Genomic DNA, 16,529 nt, shown 5'->3' on the forward strand with positions numbered 1-16,529 from the left:
CGGAGGCGGGGCTCGGCGGCCCTATCGCATTCGATTGCTCACGGAAGACTCCCTCGAACGACCAGGACCCCTGGTGTCGAGAGGGGCCCGCGCTTGCCGTAGACCTCACTGCCTACGGCCTGGTCTTCACCCGGGGCACCCCGCCACGGACGGAGGGTTGCCGGACAGTCGGCCGGGGCCTCATGACTGTCACTCATGACCTGACACAAAAACCTACGGGAAGTGATCGCGGTCCCGCAACCCGTGTCCGAACTACGGGACCGCGACGCCCTGCTACGCGTTGCTCGCGGCCACCCAGCGCTCAAGCGTCCGCTTCGCCGCGCCCGAGTCGACCGACTCCGCGGCCCTGTCCATCCCGGCCCGCAGCTGCTCGGCGAGCGTCCCGGTACCGGGGTCCAGGGCCACCAGCGCGGCCGCCGAGTTCAGCAGTACGGCATCCCGTACGGGGCCCGTCTCGCCGTCCAGCAGGCGCAGCGCCACATCGGCGTTGTAGGAGGGGTCCGCGCCCCGCAGCGCCTCCACCGGGACCAGCTCGATGCCGACGTCCCGCGGGTCGAAGCTCTCCTCGGTGACCTTGCCGTCGCGCACGATCCACACCCGGGACGTGGACGTCGTGGTCAGCTCGTCGAAGCCGTCGTCGCCGCGGAAGACGAGGGAGGAGTTGCCCCGCTCGGCCAGGACACCGGCGATGAGCGGTGCCAGGCGGGGGTCGGCGACGCCCACGGCCTGTGCCTTCACCCTGGCCGGGTTGGTCAGCGGGCCGAGTGCGTTGAAGGTGGTCCGGATCCCCAACTGCCCTCGCGCGGCGGCCACATGACGCAGCGCCGGATGGAACTTGATCGCGAAGCAGAAGGTGATCCCGGCCTCCTCCGCCACCTCGGCCACCCGCTTCGGCGTCAGTTCCAGATTGACGCCGAGCTTCTCCAGGACGTCCGAGGCGCCGGACGCCGAGGAGGCGGCCCGGTTGCCGTGCTTGACGACCTTCGCGCCCGTGCCGGCGATGACGATCGACGACATCGTGGAGATGTTCACCGTCTTCGCGCCGTCGCCGCCGGTGCCGACGATGTCGACGGTCCGTCCCGGCACCTCAATGACGTTCGCGTGCTCGTACATCGTGCGGACGAGCCCGGTGATCTCCTCGACGGTCTCGCCCTTGGCCCGCAGCGCCACCGCGAAGCCGGCGATCTGCGCGTCCGTCGCCTCGCCGCGCATGATCAGGTCCATCGCCCAGGCGGTGTCGTCGGCGGACAGGTCACGGCCGTCCAGCAGGCCGTTGAGCAGGGCGGGCCAGGAACGGCCCGCCGCGGTGTCGCCTCCAGCGGGGGTCACAGCGCTCATGGGGCCGCTCCAGATGTCGTGGGGAAAGTCTGCCCCCACCCTATCCAGCCCGGTGCACGGCGAAGGGCCCCGTCCGGTGATCGGACGGGGCCCTTCTGCCTCGTGTGGCGAGGGCAGCGATCAGTGGTGGCCGTGGCCGCTCGTGATCTCCTTGTACTCCTCGACGGTCGGCTTGGCGATCTGGGCTTCCTCGCCGTAGTACGCCTCGCTCAGCTTGGCGCGCAGCTTCTCGGAGCCCTTCACCTTGCGCTCGACGCCGTTCTCGTCGACCGTGGCGCCGATCGCAGCCGGCTCGTACTGCTCGTGCGCCGTGAGCGTGTGCAGCTGCTCCTGGCTGAGCGGCTCGTGGATCTCGACGAACTCACCGTGCGGCAGGCGCTTGATGATGCCGGACTCGCGGCCGTGCAGCACCTTGTCCTTGTCGCGGCGCTGGAGGCCGAGGCAGATCCGCTTGGTGGCGATGAACGCGAGGACCGGGGCGACGAAGAACGCGACCCGGACGAACCAGGTGATGGCGTTGATCGACAGGTGGAAGTGGGTGGCCCAGAGGTCGTTTCCACCACCGATCAGCAGCACCAGGTACCAGGTGATCCACGCGACGCCGAAGGCCGTACGCGTCGGGGCGTTGCGCGGGCGGTCCAGGATGTGGTGCTCGCGCTTGTCGCCGGTGACCCAGGACTCGATGAACGGGTAGACCGCGATCGCGACCAGGACCAGCGGGAAGATCACCAGCGGGATGAACACGCCCAGGACGAGCGTGTGACCCCAGAAGTTGATCTCCCAGCCCGGCATGACACGGATCAGGCCCTCGGAGAAGCCCATGTACCAGTCCGGCTGGGCGCCCGTGGACACCTGGTCGGGACGGTAGGGGCCCATCGCCCAGATCGGGTTGATGGAGGCGATCGCCGCGATGGCCGCGATGACACCGAAGACCAGGAAGAAGAAGCCTCCGGCCTTGGCCATGTAGACCGGCAGCAGGGGCATGCCGACCACGTTGTTGTTGGTCTTGCCGGGGCCCGCGAACTGCGTGTGCTTGTGGTAGAAGACCAGGATCAGGTGCGCCACCATCAGGCCGAGCATGATGCCCGGCAGCAGCAGGACGTGGATCGAGTAGAAGCGGGCCACGAAGTCGCCGCCCGGGAACTCTCCGCCGAACAGGAAGAACGACAGGTACGTGCCGACGATCGGCACGGACAGGACCGCGCCCTCCATGAAGCGGACACCGGTGCCGGAGAGCAGGTCGTCCGGGAGCGAGTAACCGGTGAAGCCGGTGAACATGCCGAGGACGAACAGCAGGAAGCCGAACAGCCAGTTGACCTCACGCGGCTTGCGGAACGCGCCCGTGAAGAACACACGCATCATGTGCACGAACATGCCGGCGAGGAAGATCAGCGCCGCCCAGTGGTGGATCTGCCGGATCAGCAGACCACCGCGCACATCGAAGGAGATGTGCATGGTCGAGTTGAACGCCTCGGACATCAGCTGTCCCTGCAGCGGGACGTAACTGCCGTGGTACTCCACCTCGTTCATCGACGGGTGGAAGAACAGCGTCAGATACACACCCGTGAGGATGATGATGATGAAGCTGTACATGCAGATCTCGCCCAGCATGAACGACCAGTGGTCGGGGAAGATCTTGCGCATGTTGGACTTGGCGAGGGAGTAGATCCCGAGCCGTCCGTCGGCCCAGTCGGCGACGCGCTCGCCGGCCGGGGCCTTCTCGCGCGAGCGCGAGTCGGTGGAGTTCGTAGTGCTCATCCGCGCTCCCAGAATGCAGGGCCGACGGGCTCTTCGAAGTCGCCGAGCGCCTCGAGGTAGCCCTCGTCGTTCACGCCGATCCGCAGCTGCGGCAGGGCGTGACCGGCGGGGCCGAAGATCACCCGGGCACCGTCGGAGAGGTCGAAGGTGGACTGGTGGCAGGGGCAGAGCACGTGGTGCGTCTGCTGCTCGTACAGGGAGATCGGGCAACCGACGTGGGTGCAGATCTTCGAGTACGCGACGATTCCCTCGTGCGACCACTCGAGCTCGCGCTTGTCCTTGATGTTGTCCGGCTGGATGCGGACGATCATCAGGGCGGCCTTGGCGATCTCGGTCTGGAAGTCCTCGTCGTGCTCCTCCAGGCCCTCGGGCCTGGCGAAGGTCAGCGAGCCGACCGCGATGTCGGAGGCACGCAGCGGCTGGTCGGTGTTCACGTTGACCAGCAGCTTGCCCTTGGACCACAGGGTGTGGCGGAGCTTGGTGCCGGGCAGCGGGCCGAGGTCGCGCAGCAGCATGACGCCGGAGAGCGGGAACAGGGCCAGCGCGCCGAACATCGTGTTGCGGATCAGCTTGCGACGGCCGAGCGCCGACTCCTTGGCGCCCTGCTTGAAGTCCGCGTGGACCTTCGCGCGGACCTCGGGGGACGCCTCGATCGGGTGACGCTCGTCGGCGATCTCCTCGTCGGACATCAGGGTGCGGGCCCAGTGGACCGCGCCCGCGCCGATCGAGAAGAGGGCGAGCCCGAGGGTCAGGCCCAGCGCGAAGTTGAGCGCGTTGATGTGCCCGATCGGGAAGACGAAGATCGCCCTGTCGTGGGGGATGCCCACGTAGGAGGCGATGAACCCGATCGTGGCGAGCATCGAGACCGTGAAGAGCATGGCCACCGTGCGCTCGGACCGCCTGGCGGCCCGCTCGTCGATGTCCTGCACCCGGTGCTCGTGGGGCGGCAGTCCGGGGTCGGCGAACGGGTTCTTGTCGTCCGCGACGCCTACCGCGCCGTGCCCGTCCTGCCCAGCGGGCAGGTTCTCTTCTGGAATGTCTTGGCTACTCATGACTTCTTGGCCTTTGCGGTCCGAGCGGCGACCCAGATGGCGACTGCGATCAGCGCGCCGAGGCCGAAGATCCAGCCGAACAGGCCTTCGGAGACCGGGCCGAGACCGCCCAGCTCAAGACCGCCGGGGCTCACGGTGTCGTCGCCGTTGACCGCGTTCAGGTACGCGATGATGTCCTTCTTGTTCTGCTCCGACAGCGTGGTGTCGGGGAACGACGGCATGTTCTGCGGGCCGGTCTGCATGGCCTCGTAGATGTGCTTCGGGTCGACCCCGTCAAGGCTCGGCGCGAACTTGCCGTGCGTCAGCGCACCACCCTTGCCGGTGAAGTTGTGGCACTGCGTGCAGTTGTCACGGAACAGCTCGCCACCCTTGGCGATGTCGGCGCCGTCGGGGCCGTACTGCGCCGCGGTCGGGATCGTCGGACCCGCGCCGAGCGACGCGATGTACGCCGCCAGCTGGTCGATCTCGGCCTGCGAGTAGATGACCTTCTTGCGCGGAATCTGCGCGCCCGGCTGCTGGGCCGGCATACGGCCGGTGCCGACCTGGAAGTCGACGGCCGCCGCGCCGACGCCTACGAGGCTCGGACCGTCGGAACTGCCCTGACCGCCGGCGCCGTGGCAGCTGGCGCAGCCTACGGCGAAGAGCTTCTTGCCCTCGTCGATGGCCAGGGACTGGGCGGTTTCATCTGCCTGCGCCTTGCTCGCGGGTGCGAACACGGCGTACAGCCCCCCGGTGCATGCCAGCGCGAGGAGTAGGACGACGAGCGCGGCCAGCGGGTGGCGTCGTCGTGCGGAGAGCTTTTTCACGGATTACCCCGGTGTCAGGATCTTCTGCGTCGATGCTTGCGATGTCGGGAGCGGGCCCGGGCTACTTGATCATGTAGATCGTGGCGAAGAGACCGATCCAGACGACGTCGACGAAGTGCCAGTAGTAGGACACGACGATGGCCGCGGTCGCCTGTTCGTGGGTGAACCTCTTGGCCGCGTAGGTACGCCCGAGGACGAACAGGAACGCGATCAGGCCTCCCGTCACGTGCATGCCGTGGAAGCCGGTGGTCAGGTAGAACACCGAGCCGTACGGATCGGAGGAGAGCGAGAGCCCGTCCTTCTTCACCAGCTCCGTGTACTCGAAGATCTGACCGCCGATGAAGATCGCGCCCATGATGAAGGTGATGATGAACCAGCCCCGGAGCTTCTTCACGTCACCGCGCTCGGCAGCGAAGACGCCGAGCTGGCAGGTGAGGGAGGAGAGCACCAGGATCGTGGTGTTCGTCGCCGAGAACGGGAAGTTCAGGCTGGACGCCATTTCCTTCCAGTGGTCGGGACCCGTCACCGATCGCAGGGTGAAGTACATCGCGAAGAGGGCCGCGAAGAACATCAGCTCGGAACTCAGCCAGATGATGGTTCCGACGCTGGTGAGGTTCGGCCGGTTGACCGACGGGTGCGCGTGCCCGGTTTCTACTGTCGTTGCTGTCGCCACGACCGACATTATGTCGGTCGCTTATCCCGCCCTCACCCCGGGGGGTGCCGTTCGGAGTGTCTCCCTCCTCCGGACCGGTGTTGACGTGGTGTTCAAGGGAGTAGCATCCGGCCCAACGGGCCTGTCCTTACGACGCTGACGTCACGGAGGAACAATGCAGCCGACCGCCACGGTGCTGGTCTACAGCGACGATTCCAACACCCGCGAGCAGGTACGGCTCGCCGCCGGCCGGCGGCCGGCTCCCGACGTCCCGTTGATCGAGTTCCTGGAGTGCGCCACGCCTGCCGCGGTGCTGAAGGAGCTGGACAAGGGCGGGATCGACGTCTGCGTCCTCGACGGTGAGGCCGTGCCGATGGGCGGCATGGGGATCTGCCGGCAGATCAAGGACGAGGTGTTCGACTGCCCGCCGGTGCTGCTGCTGATCGGACGGCCGCAGGATGCCTGGTTGGCGACGTGGAGCCGGGCCGAGGCCGCGGTGACGCATCCGGTGGATCCGGTGGAGTTCGCCTCCGCGCTCGCCTCTTTGTTGCGGGATCGGAAGGCCCTGAGCGCCTAGGAGCTCGGCTCTGCGGTTCGCGGGCGGCTGCGGGTCCGTTGTGGCTGGTCGCGCAGTTCCCCACGCCCCTATGTGGGTGCCCCTTGCGTGTCTCTAGACGCTCTCCGGTCGCAGCCGTGCCGTCTGGTCCGCGCTGGGGGCGTCCGGGGTGCCCGCCACCAGGGCGCTGCCGTCGCGCCACTTCTTCCAGTCCAGGTTCCAGTCCCCGAAGCCGTTGCCGAAGGTCTCCATCGTGTCGCCGTTCGAGTTGATGACCTTCACCACATCACCCTCGTGAACGGTGTCGAAGAACCACTCGGCGTTCGAGGTGCTCATACCGGTGCAGCCGTGGCTGACGTTCTCGTAGCCCTGGGAGCCGGTGGACCAGGGGGCGGCGTGCACGTACTCGCCGCTCCAGGTGAGGCGGGTCGCGTAGTAGACCGGGAGGTCGTACGACTCGGAGGAGCCCTCGGCGATGCCGATGCTGGTTCCGCGCATACGTACGAAGTACTCCTTGCCCAGCACGACCTTGACGCCGTTGCGGGTCTCGAAGCCGGGCTTGCCGGTGGTGACCGGGAGTTCGTTGATGACCGCGTCGTTCTTGTAGACCTTCATCGAGTGTGACGAGGCGTCCGTCACGGCGATGATGCGGTCGCCGGTGGTCAGCTTGAGGGGCTTGGCCTTTCCGCCCCAGAGCCGGTCGCCGATCTTGACGCCCTCCAGGTCACTGCGGACCTGGATGGTGGCGTGGCTGGGCCAGTACTCCTTGGGGCGGTAGTGGAGCTCCTTGTCGCCCACCCAGTGCCAGGCGCCCGGTACGGCGGGCGTGGACTCGACCCGGAGGGCGCGCTCGATGACGGCCCGCTGCGCCTTCTCCTTGACGGGCTTGTCCAGTACGGCGGTGACGGGCTGGCCCACTCCGTACGAGCCGGACTTGGGGCCGAAGGTGACCGTCAGGCGCTTCTTGCCTACGGGCCTGCTGGTGTCGAAGTCGAGGACCTTGCGGCCGGGCGCCCCGTCGTCGTCCTCGGTGCTCACCCGGACCGTGTAGTGGGCGTTCGCGGCCAGCGGGGAGGTGCTGTGCCAGCGGGTGCCGTCGGCGGAGAGTTCGCCCGCCACATGGCGCCCTGTGGCGTCCGTGGCCGTGACGTCGGTGAGGCGCCCGTCGCCGTCGTCGGCGGTCACCTCCAGGGGCTTGTCCGGGTCGGCCTTCTTCCCGCCGCCCGTGGGCGCGTTGAAGGCGATCTGGTCCGCCGCGTCGTACGGCGTGGCCGCCAGCGGGTTCCCGTCGGACCCGCAGGCTGAGGTGCTTATGCCGAAGGCGATCACCAGCATCGTGCAGCTGACGACGGTGCGGGTTCGCGGTGTGTGGTTCATGTCTTCACGCTAGGAAGCGAAGTCAATTGCGGCACGCCGGGCGACTCGTAAGAGTGATCACTCTTGCGGCAAACGCAGGAGCCCGGACGCTCCTGACGGAGTGTCCGGGCTCCTGATGAGCTCAGCTCGTGCTACTGGGTGCGGTTCTCACCGCGGTAGTACTCGAAGACCCAGCCGTACAGGCCGATCATGATCACCGGCACCGAGAAGTACAGCAGCCACCAGCCGATCGCGACCGACAGGAAGGCGAGGGCACCGCCGAAGCCGAGGGCGAGCGGCTGCCAGCTGTGCGGGCTGAAGAACCCGACCTCGCCGGCGTCGTCCGCGACGTCTGCCTCCTTGTTGTCCTGCGCGCCGGCGTCCACCCGCTTGGCCGTGAAGCCCAGGTAGAAGCCGATCATGATGGACAGGCCGAAGGCCAGGAAGAGCGCGGTGGTACCGGCCGGCTCCTTCGACCACACGCCATAGACGATCGCCATGACGAGGATGAAGATGCTCAGCCAGAAGAACATCCGTCCTTGGATCTTCACTTGCCGGCCTCCTTGCCACCGGAGAGGGCCTTCTCACCGTGACCGGCGTTCTCGAGCTGGTCGAGAGCGGCGATCTCCGGGTGGTGAAGGTCGAACGCCGGGGATTCGCTGCGGATCCGCGGCAGGGTGAGGAAGTTGTGCCGCGGCGGCGGGCAGGAGGTCGCCCACTCGAGCGAGCGGCCGTAGCCCCACGGGTCGTCGACGCCGACCGGCTTGCCGTACTTGGCCGTCTTCCACACGTTGTAGAGGAACGGCAGGATCGACAGGCCGAGCACGAACGAGCTGATCGTCGAGATCGTGTTCAGGGCGGTGAAGCCGTCGGCCGCCAGGTAGTCGGCGTACCGACGCGGCATGCCCTCGGCACCCAGCCAGTGCTGGACCAGGAAGGTGCCGTGGAAGCCGATGAACAGCGTCCAGAACGTGATCTTGCCGAGGCGCTCGTCGAGCATCTTGCCGGTGAACTTCGGCCACCAGAAGTGGAAGCCGGAGAACATCGCGAAGACGACGGTGCCGAAGACGACGTAGTGGAAGTGCGCCACCACGAAGTACGAGTCCGAGACGTGGAAGTCCAGCGGCGGCGAGGCCAGGATGACACCGGTCAGACCACCGAAGGTGAAGGTGATCAGGAAGCCGGTGGCCCAGAGCATCGGGGTCTCGAAACTCAGTGACCCCTTCCACATCGTTCCGATCCAGTTGAAGAACTTCACGCCCGTCGGTACGGCGATGAGGAACGTCATGAAGGAGAAGAACGGCAGGAGCACACCGCCGGTGACGTACATGTGGTGCGCCCACACCGTCACGGACAGACCCGCGATCGCGATGGTCGCCGCGATCAGACCCATGTAGCCGAACATCGGCTTGCGGGAGAAGACCGGGATGACCTCGGAGATGATGCCGAAGAACGGCAGGGCGATGATGTACACCTCTGGATGGCCGAAGAACCAGAAGAGGTGTTGCCACAGCAACGCTCCGCCGTTCGCGGCGTCGAAGACGTGTGCCCCGAATTTCCGATCCGCCTCCAGCGCGAAGAGCGCGGCGGCGAGAACGGGGAAGGCGAGCAGGACCAGCACCGCGGTCAGCAGCACGTTCCACACGAAGATCGGCATGCGGAACATGGTCATGCCGGGCGCGCGCATGCAGATGATCGTGGTGATGAAGTTGACCGCACCGAGGATCGTGCCGAAGCCGGAGAAGGCCAGACCCATGATCCACAGGTCGGCGCCGATGCCCGGGGAGCGGACGGCGTCGGAGAGCGGGGAGTAGGCGAACCAGCCGAAGTCGGCCGCACCCGAGGGGGTGAGGAAGCCACCGACCGCGATCGTCGAGCCGAACAGGTAGAGCCAGTAGGCGAACATGTTCAGCCGCGGGAACGCCACGTCGGGCGCGCCGATCTGCAGCGGCATGATCCAGTTGGTGAAACCGGCGAACAGCGGCGTCGCGAACATCAGCAGCATGATCGTGCCGTGCATCGTGAACGCCTGGTTGAACTGCTCGTTCGACATGATCTGCAGACCCGGCCGGGCCAGCTCGGCGCGCATGAACAGCGCCATCACGCCGCCGATGAGGAAGAACGCGAACGACGTGGCCAGGTACATCGTGCCGATCGTCTTGTGGTCAGTGGTGGTGAGCCACTTGATGACCACGCTGCCGCGGTTCTGGCGCCGGACCGGCAGTTCGTCCGCGTAGTGGGACCCTGCTTCGGCGGCACCCTGGGGTTCGTTGAGGATGCTCACAGGTTCGTCGTCTCCCGGTCCTTCTCGTGGGCGGTCTGCTCGATGCCCGCGGGAACGTAACCGGTCTGCCCCTTCTTCGCGAGGTCCTTGAGGTGCTGCTCGTAGCGCTCGGGGGAGACGACCTTCACGTTGAACAGCATCCGGGAGTGGTCGACGCCGCAGAGCTCGGCGCACTTGCCCATGAAGGTGCCCTCCTTGTTCGGAGTCACCTCGAAGGAGTTGGTGTGGCCGGGGATGACGTCCATCTTCATCAGGAACGGCACCACCCAGAAGGAGTGGATGACGTCACGCGAGGTGAGGACGAAGCGGACCGTCTTGCCCTTGGGGAGCCAGAGGGTCGGGCCCGGGTTGCCGGTCTGCGGGTTCTTCGTCGCGGGCGTCCCGAAGTCGTAGACACCGCCGGCGTTCGCCGGGAAGGCGTTCTTGAACCGGGTCGGGATCGCGTCCAGGTTCTTGTCGGTCTTCGCGTCGCCCGTCGAGCCCGCGACGGGCTCGATGTAGTTGAAGGCCCAGCTCCATTGGTAGCCGACGACGTTGACGGTGACGTCGGGGTCCTTCTTGAGGCTGAGGATCTTCGACTCGTCACGGGCCGTGAAGTAGAACAGGACCGAGACGATGACGAGCGGAACCACCGTGTACAGCGCCTCGATGGGCATGTTGTACCGGGTCTGCGGAGGAACTTCGACCTTGGTGCGGCTGCGCCGGTGGTAGATCGTGCTCCACAGGATCAGGCCCCACACCAGTACGCCGGTGGCCAGCGCGGCTGCCCAGGAACCCTGCCAGAGAGAGAGGATCCGCGGAGCCTCTTCGGTGGTGGGGGTGGGCATACCAAGGCGGGGGAAGTCCTTGTATGTGCAACCGGTGGCGGTCGCCAGGACCAGGCCCGCGGTCATTGCCTGCAGCAGCTTCCGCCGCATCGGGCGCCGCGACGTGGGGGTACCACCCGCGCCCTTCAGGCAGCGGGGGAGGTCGGAGCCGTTGGGACTCACGTAGCGCCTTCCCGAGAGTCTCGCCCGCGCGTGTTGGCTGCGGCCTGCCTGCTTCGGTGGTCGGTCGCCGCCCTGCGTCGGGCAGGGGTTTGGATGTTTATGCGGACCAAACCCTAGCCGACGCCCATCCGGGGGTCGCGAGGAGGGGGGCCTACTGAGTTGGGGGTTCGCTGGATTGGCGGCTGCGGGCTGTTCGTGGCTGGTCGCGCAGTTCCCCGCGCCCCTGGGGGTTAGCGTTGGCGTGTGTCTTACTTTGACGCTGCTTCCAGTGCTCCGCTCCATCCCGTTGCTTGTCAGGCCCTGTTGGCCGCCCTTGACGAGGGGTGGGCTGATCCGTCCCGGCTCTATCGGGAAGGGCGGCGGGCTCGGTTGCTGCTGGATGCCGCTCGGGAGGCGGCCGCTGAAGCCGTGGGATGCCGTCCCGATGAGCTGACGTTCACCTCCTCCGGCACTCAGGCCGTCCATACCGGGATCAGCGGGGCACTCGCCGGGCGGCGGCGCATCGGACGTCACCTGATCGTGTCAGCCGTCGAACACTCCTCGGTTCTCCATTCGGCGGAGCCGTTCGAGGTGACCGAGGTTCCGGTGGGCCGTACGGGGGCGGTGAGCCCGCAGTCGTACGTCGACGCTCTGCGCCCTGACACCGCTCTGGCGTGTCTCCAGTCGGCCAATCATGAGGTGGGAACCGTGCAGCCGGTGGCCGAGGTGGCCGCCGTATGCCGGGAGGCCGGGGTGCCGTTGCTGGTGGACGCGGCGCAGTCGCTCGGGTGGGGGCCGGTCGAGGGTGCGTGGTCCCTGTTGGCGGCCAGTGCGCACAAGTGGGGTGGGCCGTCGGGGGTCGGTCTGCTCGCCGTGCGGAAGGGCGTCCGGTTCTCGGTCCAAGGACCCGCCGACGAGCGGGAGTCGGGGCGGGCGCCGGGGTTCGAGAACCTGCCGGCGATCGTCGCGGCGGCGGCCTCGCTGCGGGCGGTGCGGGCCGAGGCGGCGCAAGAGGCCGTACGACTGCGGGAGCTGACGGCGCGGATCCGGGCACGGGTGCCGCGGCTGGTCGCCGATGTGGACGTGGTCGGGGATCCCGAGCGGCGGCTGCCGGGGATCGTCACCTTCTCGTGTCTCTATGTCGACGGAGAGACGTTGCTGCATGAGCTGGACCAGGCGGGTTTCTCCGTTTCCTCCGGGTCGTCCTGCACGAGCAGCACGCTGACGCCGAGCCATGTGCTGAAGGCGATGGGGGTGCTGAGTGAGGGAAATGTGCGGGTTTCCCTGCCGTGGGGAGCGACTTCCGAGGAGGTCGACCGGTTCCTGGAGGTGTTGCCGGGGGCGGTGGCGAGGGTGCGGGCCAAGCTGGGCGCGCCGACACCCTCGACCGCTGCGCACGAGGGCTCCCTGGTCGTGGACGCCCTCGGCAAGCGGTGCCCGATCCCGGTCATCGAACTGGCGAAGGTCATCGGGGACGTGCCGGTGGGCGGGACCGTCCGCGTCCTCTCGGACGACGAGGCGGCCCGCCTGGACATCCCGGCGTGGTGCGAGATGCGGGAGCAGGAGTACGTGGGCGAGGAGCAGGCGGAAAAGGGAACGGCATATGTGATCCGCCGGTCGAGGTGACCAACCCAGGGGCGCGGGGAACTGCGCGACCAGCCCCCACGCGCCCGCAGACGACACTCAGCCCAGATGCCCCTGAACCTCGCTCGCGGCCTCGTCCCCGTACGCCTTGGTGAACCGCTCCATGAAGCTCTCCCGCCGCAGCCGGTACTCCTGCGTCCCCACCGTCTCGATGACGAGCGTCGCCAGCATGCAGCCGACCTGGGCCGCCCGCTCCAGCGACACCCCCCAGGAAAGTCCCGACAGGAACCCGGCGCGGAAGGCGTCACCGACGCCCGTGGGGTCCGCCTTGCGCTCCTCCTCCGCGCAGCCGACGACGATCGGCTCCTCGCCGGTCCGCTCGATCCGCACGCCCTGCGCGCCCAGCGTGGTGACCCGGTGCCCGACCTTCGCCAGGATCTCCGTGTCGGACCAGCCGGTCTTGGACTCGATGAGGCCCTTCTCGTACTCGTTCGAGAAGAGGTACGTGGCGCCGTCCAGCAGGATCCGGATCTCGTCGCCGTTCATGCGGGCGATCTGCTGGGAGAAGTCCGCGGCGAACGGGATGCCGCGCGAACGGCACTCCTCGGTGTGGCGGAGCATCGCCTCGGGGTCGTCGGCGCCGATGAGGACGAGGTCCAGCCCGTCCACCCGGTCGGCGACCGTCTTGAGCTCGATCTGGCGGGCCTCGCTCATCGCGCCCGTGTAGAAGGAGCCGATCTGGTTGTGGTCGGCGTCGGTGGTGCACACGAAACGGGCGGTGTGCAGCGTCTCGGAGATCCGGACGGACGCGGTGTCGACGCCGTGCCGGTCGAGCCAGGCGCGGTACTCGTCGAAGTCGAAGCCCGCGGCTCCGACGAGGATCGGGTTCGTGCCGAGCTGTCCCATACCGAAGGCGATGTTCGCCCCGACGCCGCCCCTGCGTACGTCGAGGTTGTCGACCAGGAAGGAGAGCGAGACCGTGTGCAGCTGGTCCGCGACGAACTGGTCGGCGAAACGGCCGGGGAAGGTCATGAGGTGGTCGGTGGCGATGGAGCCGGTGACTGCGATGCGCACGGCGTGGACTCTCCTGAGGGAGGGTGAATTGACGTTTAACGCTACCGGGTCCGTATAGGGGACTGCGAGCGGCCGACGGCTCGGCGAAGCAGGTAAAACTACCCGATAGTAGATCTTTCTTCGCGGGCCCCGGCGTGCATACGGTGCGGTCATGACGAACCTTGAGCTGTACGCCTCCGCCCCGGCCGACGTGGACGGGGACCTCGCCTCGCTGCGCGGCGACTGTGCCCGGATGGCTCCCCACTGGGCGGTGCCCGACCGAAGCGTTTCCCTCCCGGTGTCTCCCTCCCTCATCCACGGCGTGACGGTTCCCGAGGGCTCCGCCCGGCTGCTGGACGCCATGTCGGAGTACGGCGACTGACTCACGGCGCGCGAGTCGGCGCGCAGAAGGGAACCGTGCGCTCCCCCGCTGCGTCCCATCGGCGTCCCCCGGAAAGGGGATGCGGGATACGACCCCTGTGCCGACCTATTTGACAGGGCCGGGTCAGGGTCGAGGGACAGTTGCACAGCAGAAGGAGCGATGCGGTGGACACCGAGCGACCCGACAACGACGACACCGGCGCCTCCGCCGAGGCCTCCGGCGGCGGGGACGGGAGCGCTGCGGAAGCTCCTGTCGCGCGGGAAGCCGACGGCACGGACGCGCTCGGCGCGGAGGATGCGAGCGGCGCCGGAGAGGAACCGGGCTCCGGGGATTCCGGTGACGAGGAGTCGAGCCGTACCGAGACCGCTCCGGCGGTGGAGACAGACGGCGCGCAACAGCTCCGCGGCGGGACCGACCGGGACGGGGAGACGCTCGGCACCGAAGAGACTTCCGGTGCCGCCGACGGCGCCGACGCCGACGCCGACCGGGATGGTTCCTCGGACGAGGACGCCTCCCTGGCCACCGACGCCGCTGCCGCTGCCGGACCGGACGAGCCCGCGGCCTCCGAGGCCGCAGTCGGTTCCGACGAGCCCACGGCCTCTCTCGCGGCTGCCGCCGACGAGGCCTCGGCCCCTCACCCCGCCGCAGAGCTCCCGGCCTCCGGCTCCGAGGTCCCCCGGGACGACGAGGGCGACGATCTCCGTTCCGTCCGGCGGCGGTCGCCCGTCGCCGTTGCCGCCGTCGCGGCCGCCGTACTGCTGGTCGGAGGCGGTGGGGCGTACCTCGCCGCCAGTGCCTCCGGAGGTTCCGCCAAGGACACCACGTCCGGCGCGTCCGGCGACGACACTCCCCCGCCCCTCGCACTCGACGGTTACAGCGCGGCCGGCGGGACCGGCAACGGCATCGCGCCCGGGGAACCGAACCCGTACGGCGCGACCTACCGCCTCGACGGCAGCCTCCCGCAGGGGCCCGGTTCGGCGCCCGTCTACCGGACCGGGGGACAGGTCACCAAGGCCGAGGTGGCGCGGCTCGCCGAGGCGCTGGGGATCGACGGAACTCCGGTGGTGCGCGGGCAGGTCTGGCGGATCGGGGTCATGGACGGCTCGGGGCCGTCGCTCACGGTGAACCGGCAGGCGCCGGGCGCGTGGACCTTCCAGCGCTACTCCCCCGTCACCGACGACTGCAAGAGCGCCACCGTGTGCGGGCTCGACGGCTCCGTCGGCGATCCGGTGAGCGCGACGGTCGCGGTCGCGGAGAAGGCCGCGGCGCCGGTGCTGAAGGCGGTGGGTCAGGACGGCGCGAAGCTCGACGCGAGCCAGGTCATGGGGGCCAACCGGATCGTGAACGCCGATCCGGTGGTGGGCGGGCTGCCCACGTACGGCTGGTCGACCGGCGTCACCGTGAACGCGCAGGGTGACGTGGTCGGTGGCTCCGGTCAGCTGAAGGCGCCGGTCAAGAGCGACACGTATCCCGTGCTGAGCGCGCAGAAGACGTTGAGCCTGCTGAACAAGGTGCCCGGCACCGACCACCGCATGGGCATCGGCGGCTGCGCCAGTCCCGTACCGCTGAAGGACCGGCTGGAGGCGCCCTGCGGGGAGTCGACGGCGAGCCCCGCGCCGGGCAACACGCTCACGGTCGAGAAGGCGGTGTTCGGGCTGGCCTCGCAGCTGGTGGACGGCCGGCAGGCGCTCGTGCCGTCCTGGCTGTTCGAGGTGCGGGCGGCGGGCGCGCAGAAGGCCTTCACGGTGACGTATCCGGCGGTGGACCCGAAGTACATCGCCTCCCCGGCGACCGCGTCGCCCTCGGCGCCCGCCACCCCCACGGCGCCTTCCGGCGACCCGACCTCCGCGCCGAAGACGCGGGACGTCAAGGTGGACGGCTACTCGGCCGACGGCGACCAGCTGACCGTGAGCTTCACGGGCGGGGTGTGCGGGGACTACGCGGCGGCGGCGAGCGAGAGCTCGGGCAAGGTGACGGTCACGGTGACCGAGACGCCGTGGCAGGGCAAGGTCTGCATCATGATCGCCAAGGAGCTCCAGAAGACCGTGACCCTGGACGAGCCGCTCGGTGACCGTGAGGTCGTGGGCTCGGACGGCAAGGAGATCCCGCTGGAGAAGGCGGGTTCGGCGCGGCTGCCGGAGACCTCCGGGGCCCGGTAGTCCCGACGACGAACGAAGGCGGCGGCCCCGTTGGAGGGGCCGCCGCCTTCGTTCGTGGCTCTGTGTCGGTACCGGACTGTGCCGATGCCGGTCCGGGCCGACTCAGCTGAAGGAGTCGCCGCAGGCGCAGGAGCCGGTCGCGTTGGGGTTGTCGATCGTGAAGCCCTGCTTCTCGATGGTGTCCACGAAGTCGATGGACGCGCCGCCCAGGTACGGGGCGCTCATGCGGTCGGTGACGACCTTGACGCCGTCGAAGTCCTTGACGACGTCACCGTCGAGCGAACGCTCGTCGAAGAAGAGCTGGTAACGCAGGCCGGAGCAGCCGCCGGGCTGAACGGCGACACGCAGAGCCAGGTCGTCACGGCCTTCCTGCTCGAGCAGGGCCCTGACCTTCGCCGCGGCGGCGTCGGACACGATGATGCCGTCGGTGACGGTGCCGGTCTCGTCCGATACGGACATCTACATCTCTCCCGGGTTGTACGGAGACTGCTTGCCGACTGGTGCAACCGGCAAGGCCGCGGATTCATTCCGGGCCGGACGCCGGTTTTCCGGCGCCCCCTTCATGCTCGCACATGCGTTGG

The 16,529-nt window shown here is 68.3% G+C and carries 15 protein-coding genes and 1 riboswitch; of the genes, 4 read left to right on the forward strand and 11 right to left on the reverse strand.

Going from position 1 to position 16,529, the window contains the following annotated elements:
• Window positions 1-84 precede the first annotated feature (84 nt).
• Window positions 85-201, reverse strand: a riboswitch (SAM riboswitch).
• Window positions 202-273: 72 nt separating this feature from the next.
• The 5 genes from trpD to ctaE form a co-directional block, all read right to left on the reverse strand.
• Window positions 274-1,338 carry an anthranilate phosphoribosyltransferase gene (trpD, locus tag ACZ48Z_RS38450; RefSeq protein ID WP_468740549.1) on the reverse strand — a complete coding sequence of 355 codons (1,065 nt, stop codon included), beginning with the start codon at window positions 1,336-1,338 and terminating at the stop codon, window positions 274-276.
• 120 nt (window positions 1,339-1,458) lie between these two features.
• A complete protein-coding gene (qcrB, locus tag ACZ48Z_RS38455) occupies window positions 1,459-3,096 on the reverse strand; it encodes a cytochrome bc1 complex cytochrome b subunit (RefSeq protein ID WP_468740550.1) in 1,638 nt (545 codons plus the stop codon).
• A complete protein-coding gene (gene qcrA, locus ACZ48Z_RS38460; RefSeq protein ID WP_468740551.1) occupies window positions 3,093-4,148 on the reverse strand; it encodes a cytochrome bc1 complex Rieske iron-sulfur subunit in 1,056 nt (351 codons plus the stop codon). Before qcrA ends, qcrB begins: the two co-directional genes overlap by 4 nt.
• On the reverse strand, window positions 4,145-4,954 hold the full coding sequence (gene qcrC / locus ACZ48Z_RS38465) for a cytochrome bc1 complex diheme cytochrome c subunit (protein ID WP_468740552.1): 810 nt from the start codon (window positions 4,952-4,954) through the stop codon (window positions 4,145-4,147). The genes qcrA and qcrC overlap by 4 nt, the downstream gene beginning before the upstream one ends.
• A gap of 61 nt (window positions 4,955-5,015) precedes the next feature.
• Entirely contained in the window at window positions 5,016-5,636 is a 621-nt protein-coding gene (gene ctaE / locus ACZ48Z_RS38470; protein WP_266565888.1) for an aa3-type cytochrome oxidase subunit III, read from the reverse strand.
• 145 nt (window positions 5,637-5,781) lie between these two features.
• On the opposite strand from ctaE, the gene ACZ48Z_RS38475 reads away from it, so the two are divergent.
• Window positions 5,782-6,183: a response regulator gene (locus ACZ48Z_RS38475; RefSeq protein WP_468740553.1), complete on the forward strand. Its 402-nt coding sequence runs from the start codon at window positions 5,782-5,784 to the stop codon at window positions 6,181-6,183.
• Between the two features lie 93 nt (window positions 6,184-6,276).
• Here the strand turns inward: ACZ48Z_RS38475 and ACZ48Z_RS38480 are convergent, their stop codons facing one another.
• The 4 genes from ACZ48Z_RS38480 to ctaC form a co-directional block, all read right to left on the reverse strand.
• The gene (locus tag ACZ48Z_RS38480; RefSeq protein WP_468740554.1) at window positions 6,277-7,539 is read right to left on the reverse strand and encodes a L,D-transpeptidase; all 1,263 of its coding nucleotides are present in this window, start codon (window positions 7,537-7,539) and stop codon (window positions 6,277-6,279) included.
• Window positions 7,540-7,670: 131 nt separating this feature from the next.
• Window positions 7,671-8,069: a cytochrome c oxidase subunit 4 gene (locus ACZ48Z_RS38485; protein WP_468740555.1), complete on the reverse strand. Its 399-nt coding sequence runs from the start codon at window positions 8,067-8,069 to the stop codon at window positions 7,671-7,673.
• Window positions 8,066-9,802, reverse strand: a complete 1,737-nt coding sequence (ctaD, locus tag ACZ48Z_RS38490) for an aa3-type cytochrome oxidase subunit I (RefSeq protein WP_389107110.1) — start codon at window positions 9,800-9,802, stop codon at window positions 8,066-8,068. Before ctaD ends, ACZ48Z_RS38485 begins: the two co-directional genes overlap by 4 nt.
• Window positions 9,799-10,791 carry an aa3-type cytochrome oxidase subunit II gene (ctaC, locus tag ACZ48Z_RS38495; RefSeq protein WP_468740556.1) on the reverse strand — a complete coding sequence of 331 codons (993 nt, stop codon included), beginning with the start codon at window positions 10,789-10,791 and terminating at the stop codon, window positions 9,799-9,801. Before ctaC ends, ctaD begins: the two co-directional genes overlap by 4 nt.
• 243 nt (window positions 10,792-11,034) lie before the next feature.
• On the opposite strand from ctaC, the gene ACZ48Z_RS38500 reads away from it, so the two are divergent.
• Complete coding sequence (locus ACZ48Z_RS38500; protein WP_468740557.1) at window positions 11,035-12,396, forward strand: aminotransferase class V-fold PLP-dependent enzyme; 1,362 nt, start codon at window positions 11,035-11,037, stop codon at window positions 12,394-12,396.
• Between the two features lie 57 nt (window positions 12,397-12,453).
• On the opposite strand, the gene ACZ48Z_RS38505 is transcribed toward ACZ48Z_RS38500, so the two are convergent.
• Window positions 12,454-13,428, reverse strand: coding sequence for a carbohydrate kinase family protein (locus tag ACZ48Z_RS38505; protein WP_468740558.1), 975 nt, complete (start codon window positions 13,426-13,428; stop codon window positions 12,454-12,456).
• A gap of 151 nt (window positions 13,429-13,579) precedes the next feature.
• On the opposite strand from ACZ48Z_RS38505, the gene ACZ48Z_RS38510 reads away from it, so the two are divergent.
• Window positions 13,580-13,789, forward strand: coding sequence for a hypothetical protein (locus ACZ48Z_RS38510; RefSeq protein WP_468740559.1), 210 nt, complete (start codon window positions 13,580-13,582; stop codon window positions 13,787-13,789).
• Between the two features lie 164 nt (window positions 13,790-13,953).
• Window positions 13,954-15,948: a hypothetical protein gene (locus ACZ48Z_RS38515; RefSeq protein WP_468740560.1), complete on the forward strand. Its 1,995-nt coding sequence runs from the start codon at window positions 13,954-13,956 to the stop codon at window positions 15,946-15,948.
• Between the two features lie 102 nt (window positions 15,949-16,050).
• Here ACZ48Z_RS38515 and ACZ48Z_RS38520 read toward each other — a convergent pair whose 3' ends face one another.
• Window positions 16,051-16,407 (reverse strand): HesB/IscA family protein, encoded by a 357-nt coding sequence (locus tag ACZ48Z_RS38520; RefSeq protein ID WP_468740561.1) that lies wholly within the window; start codon window positions 16,405-16,407, stop codon window positions 16,051-16,053.
• Window positions 16,408-16,529 lie beyond the last annotated feature (122 nt).

Source organism: Streptomyces sp. NPDC031225, assembly GCF_055570355.1.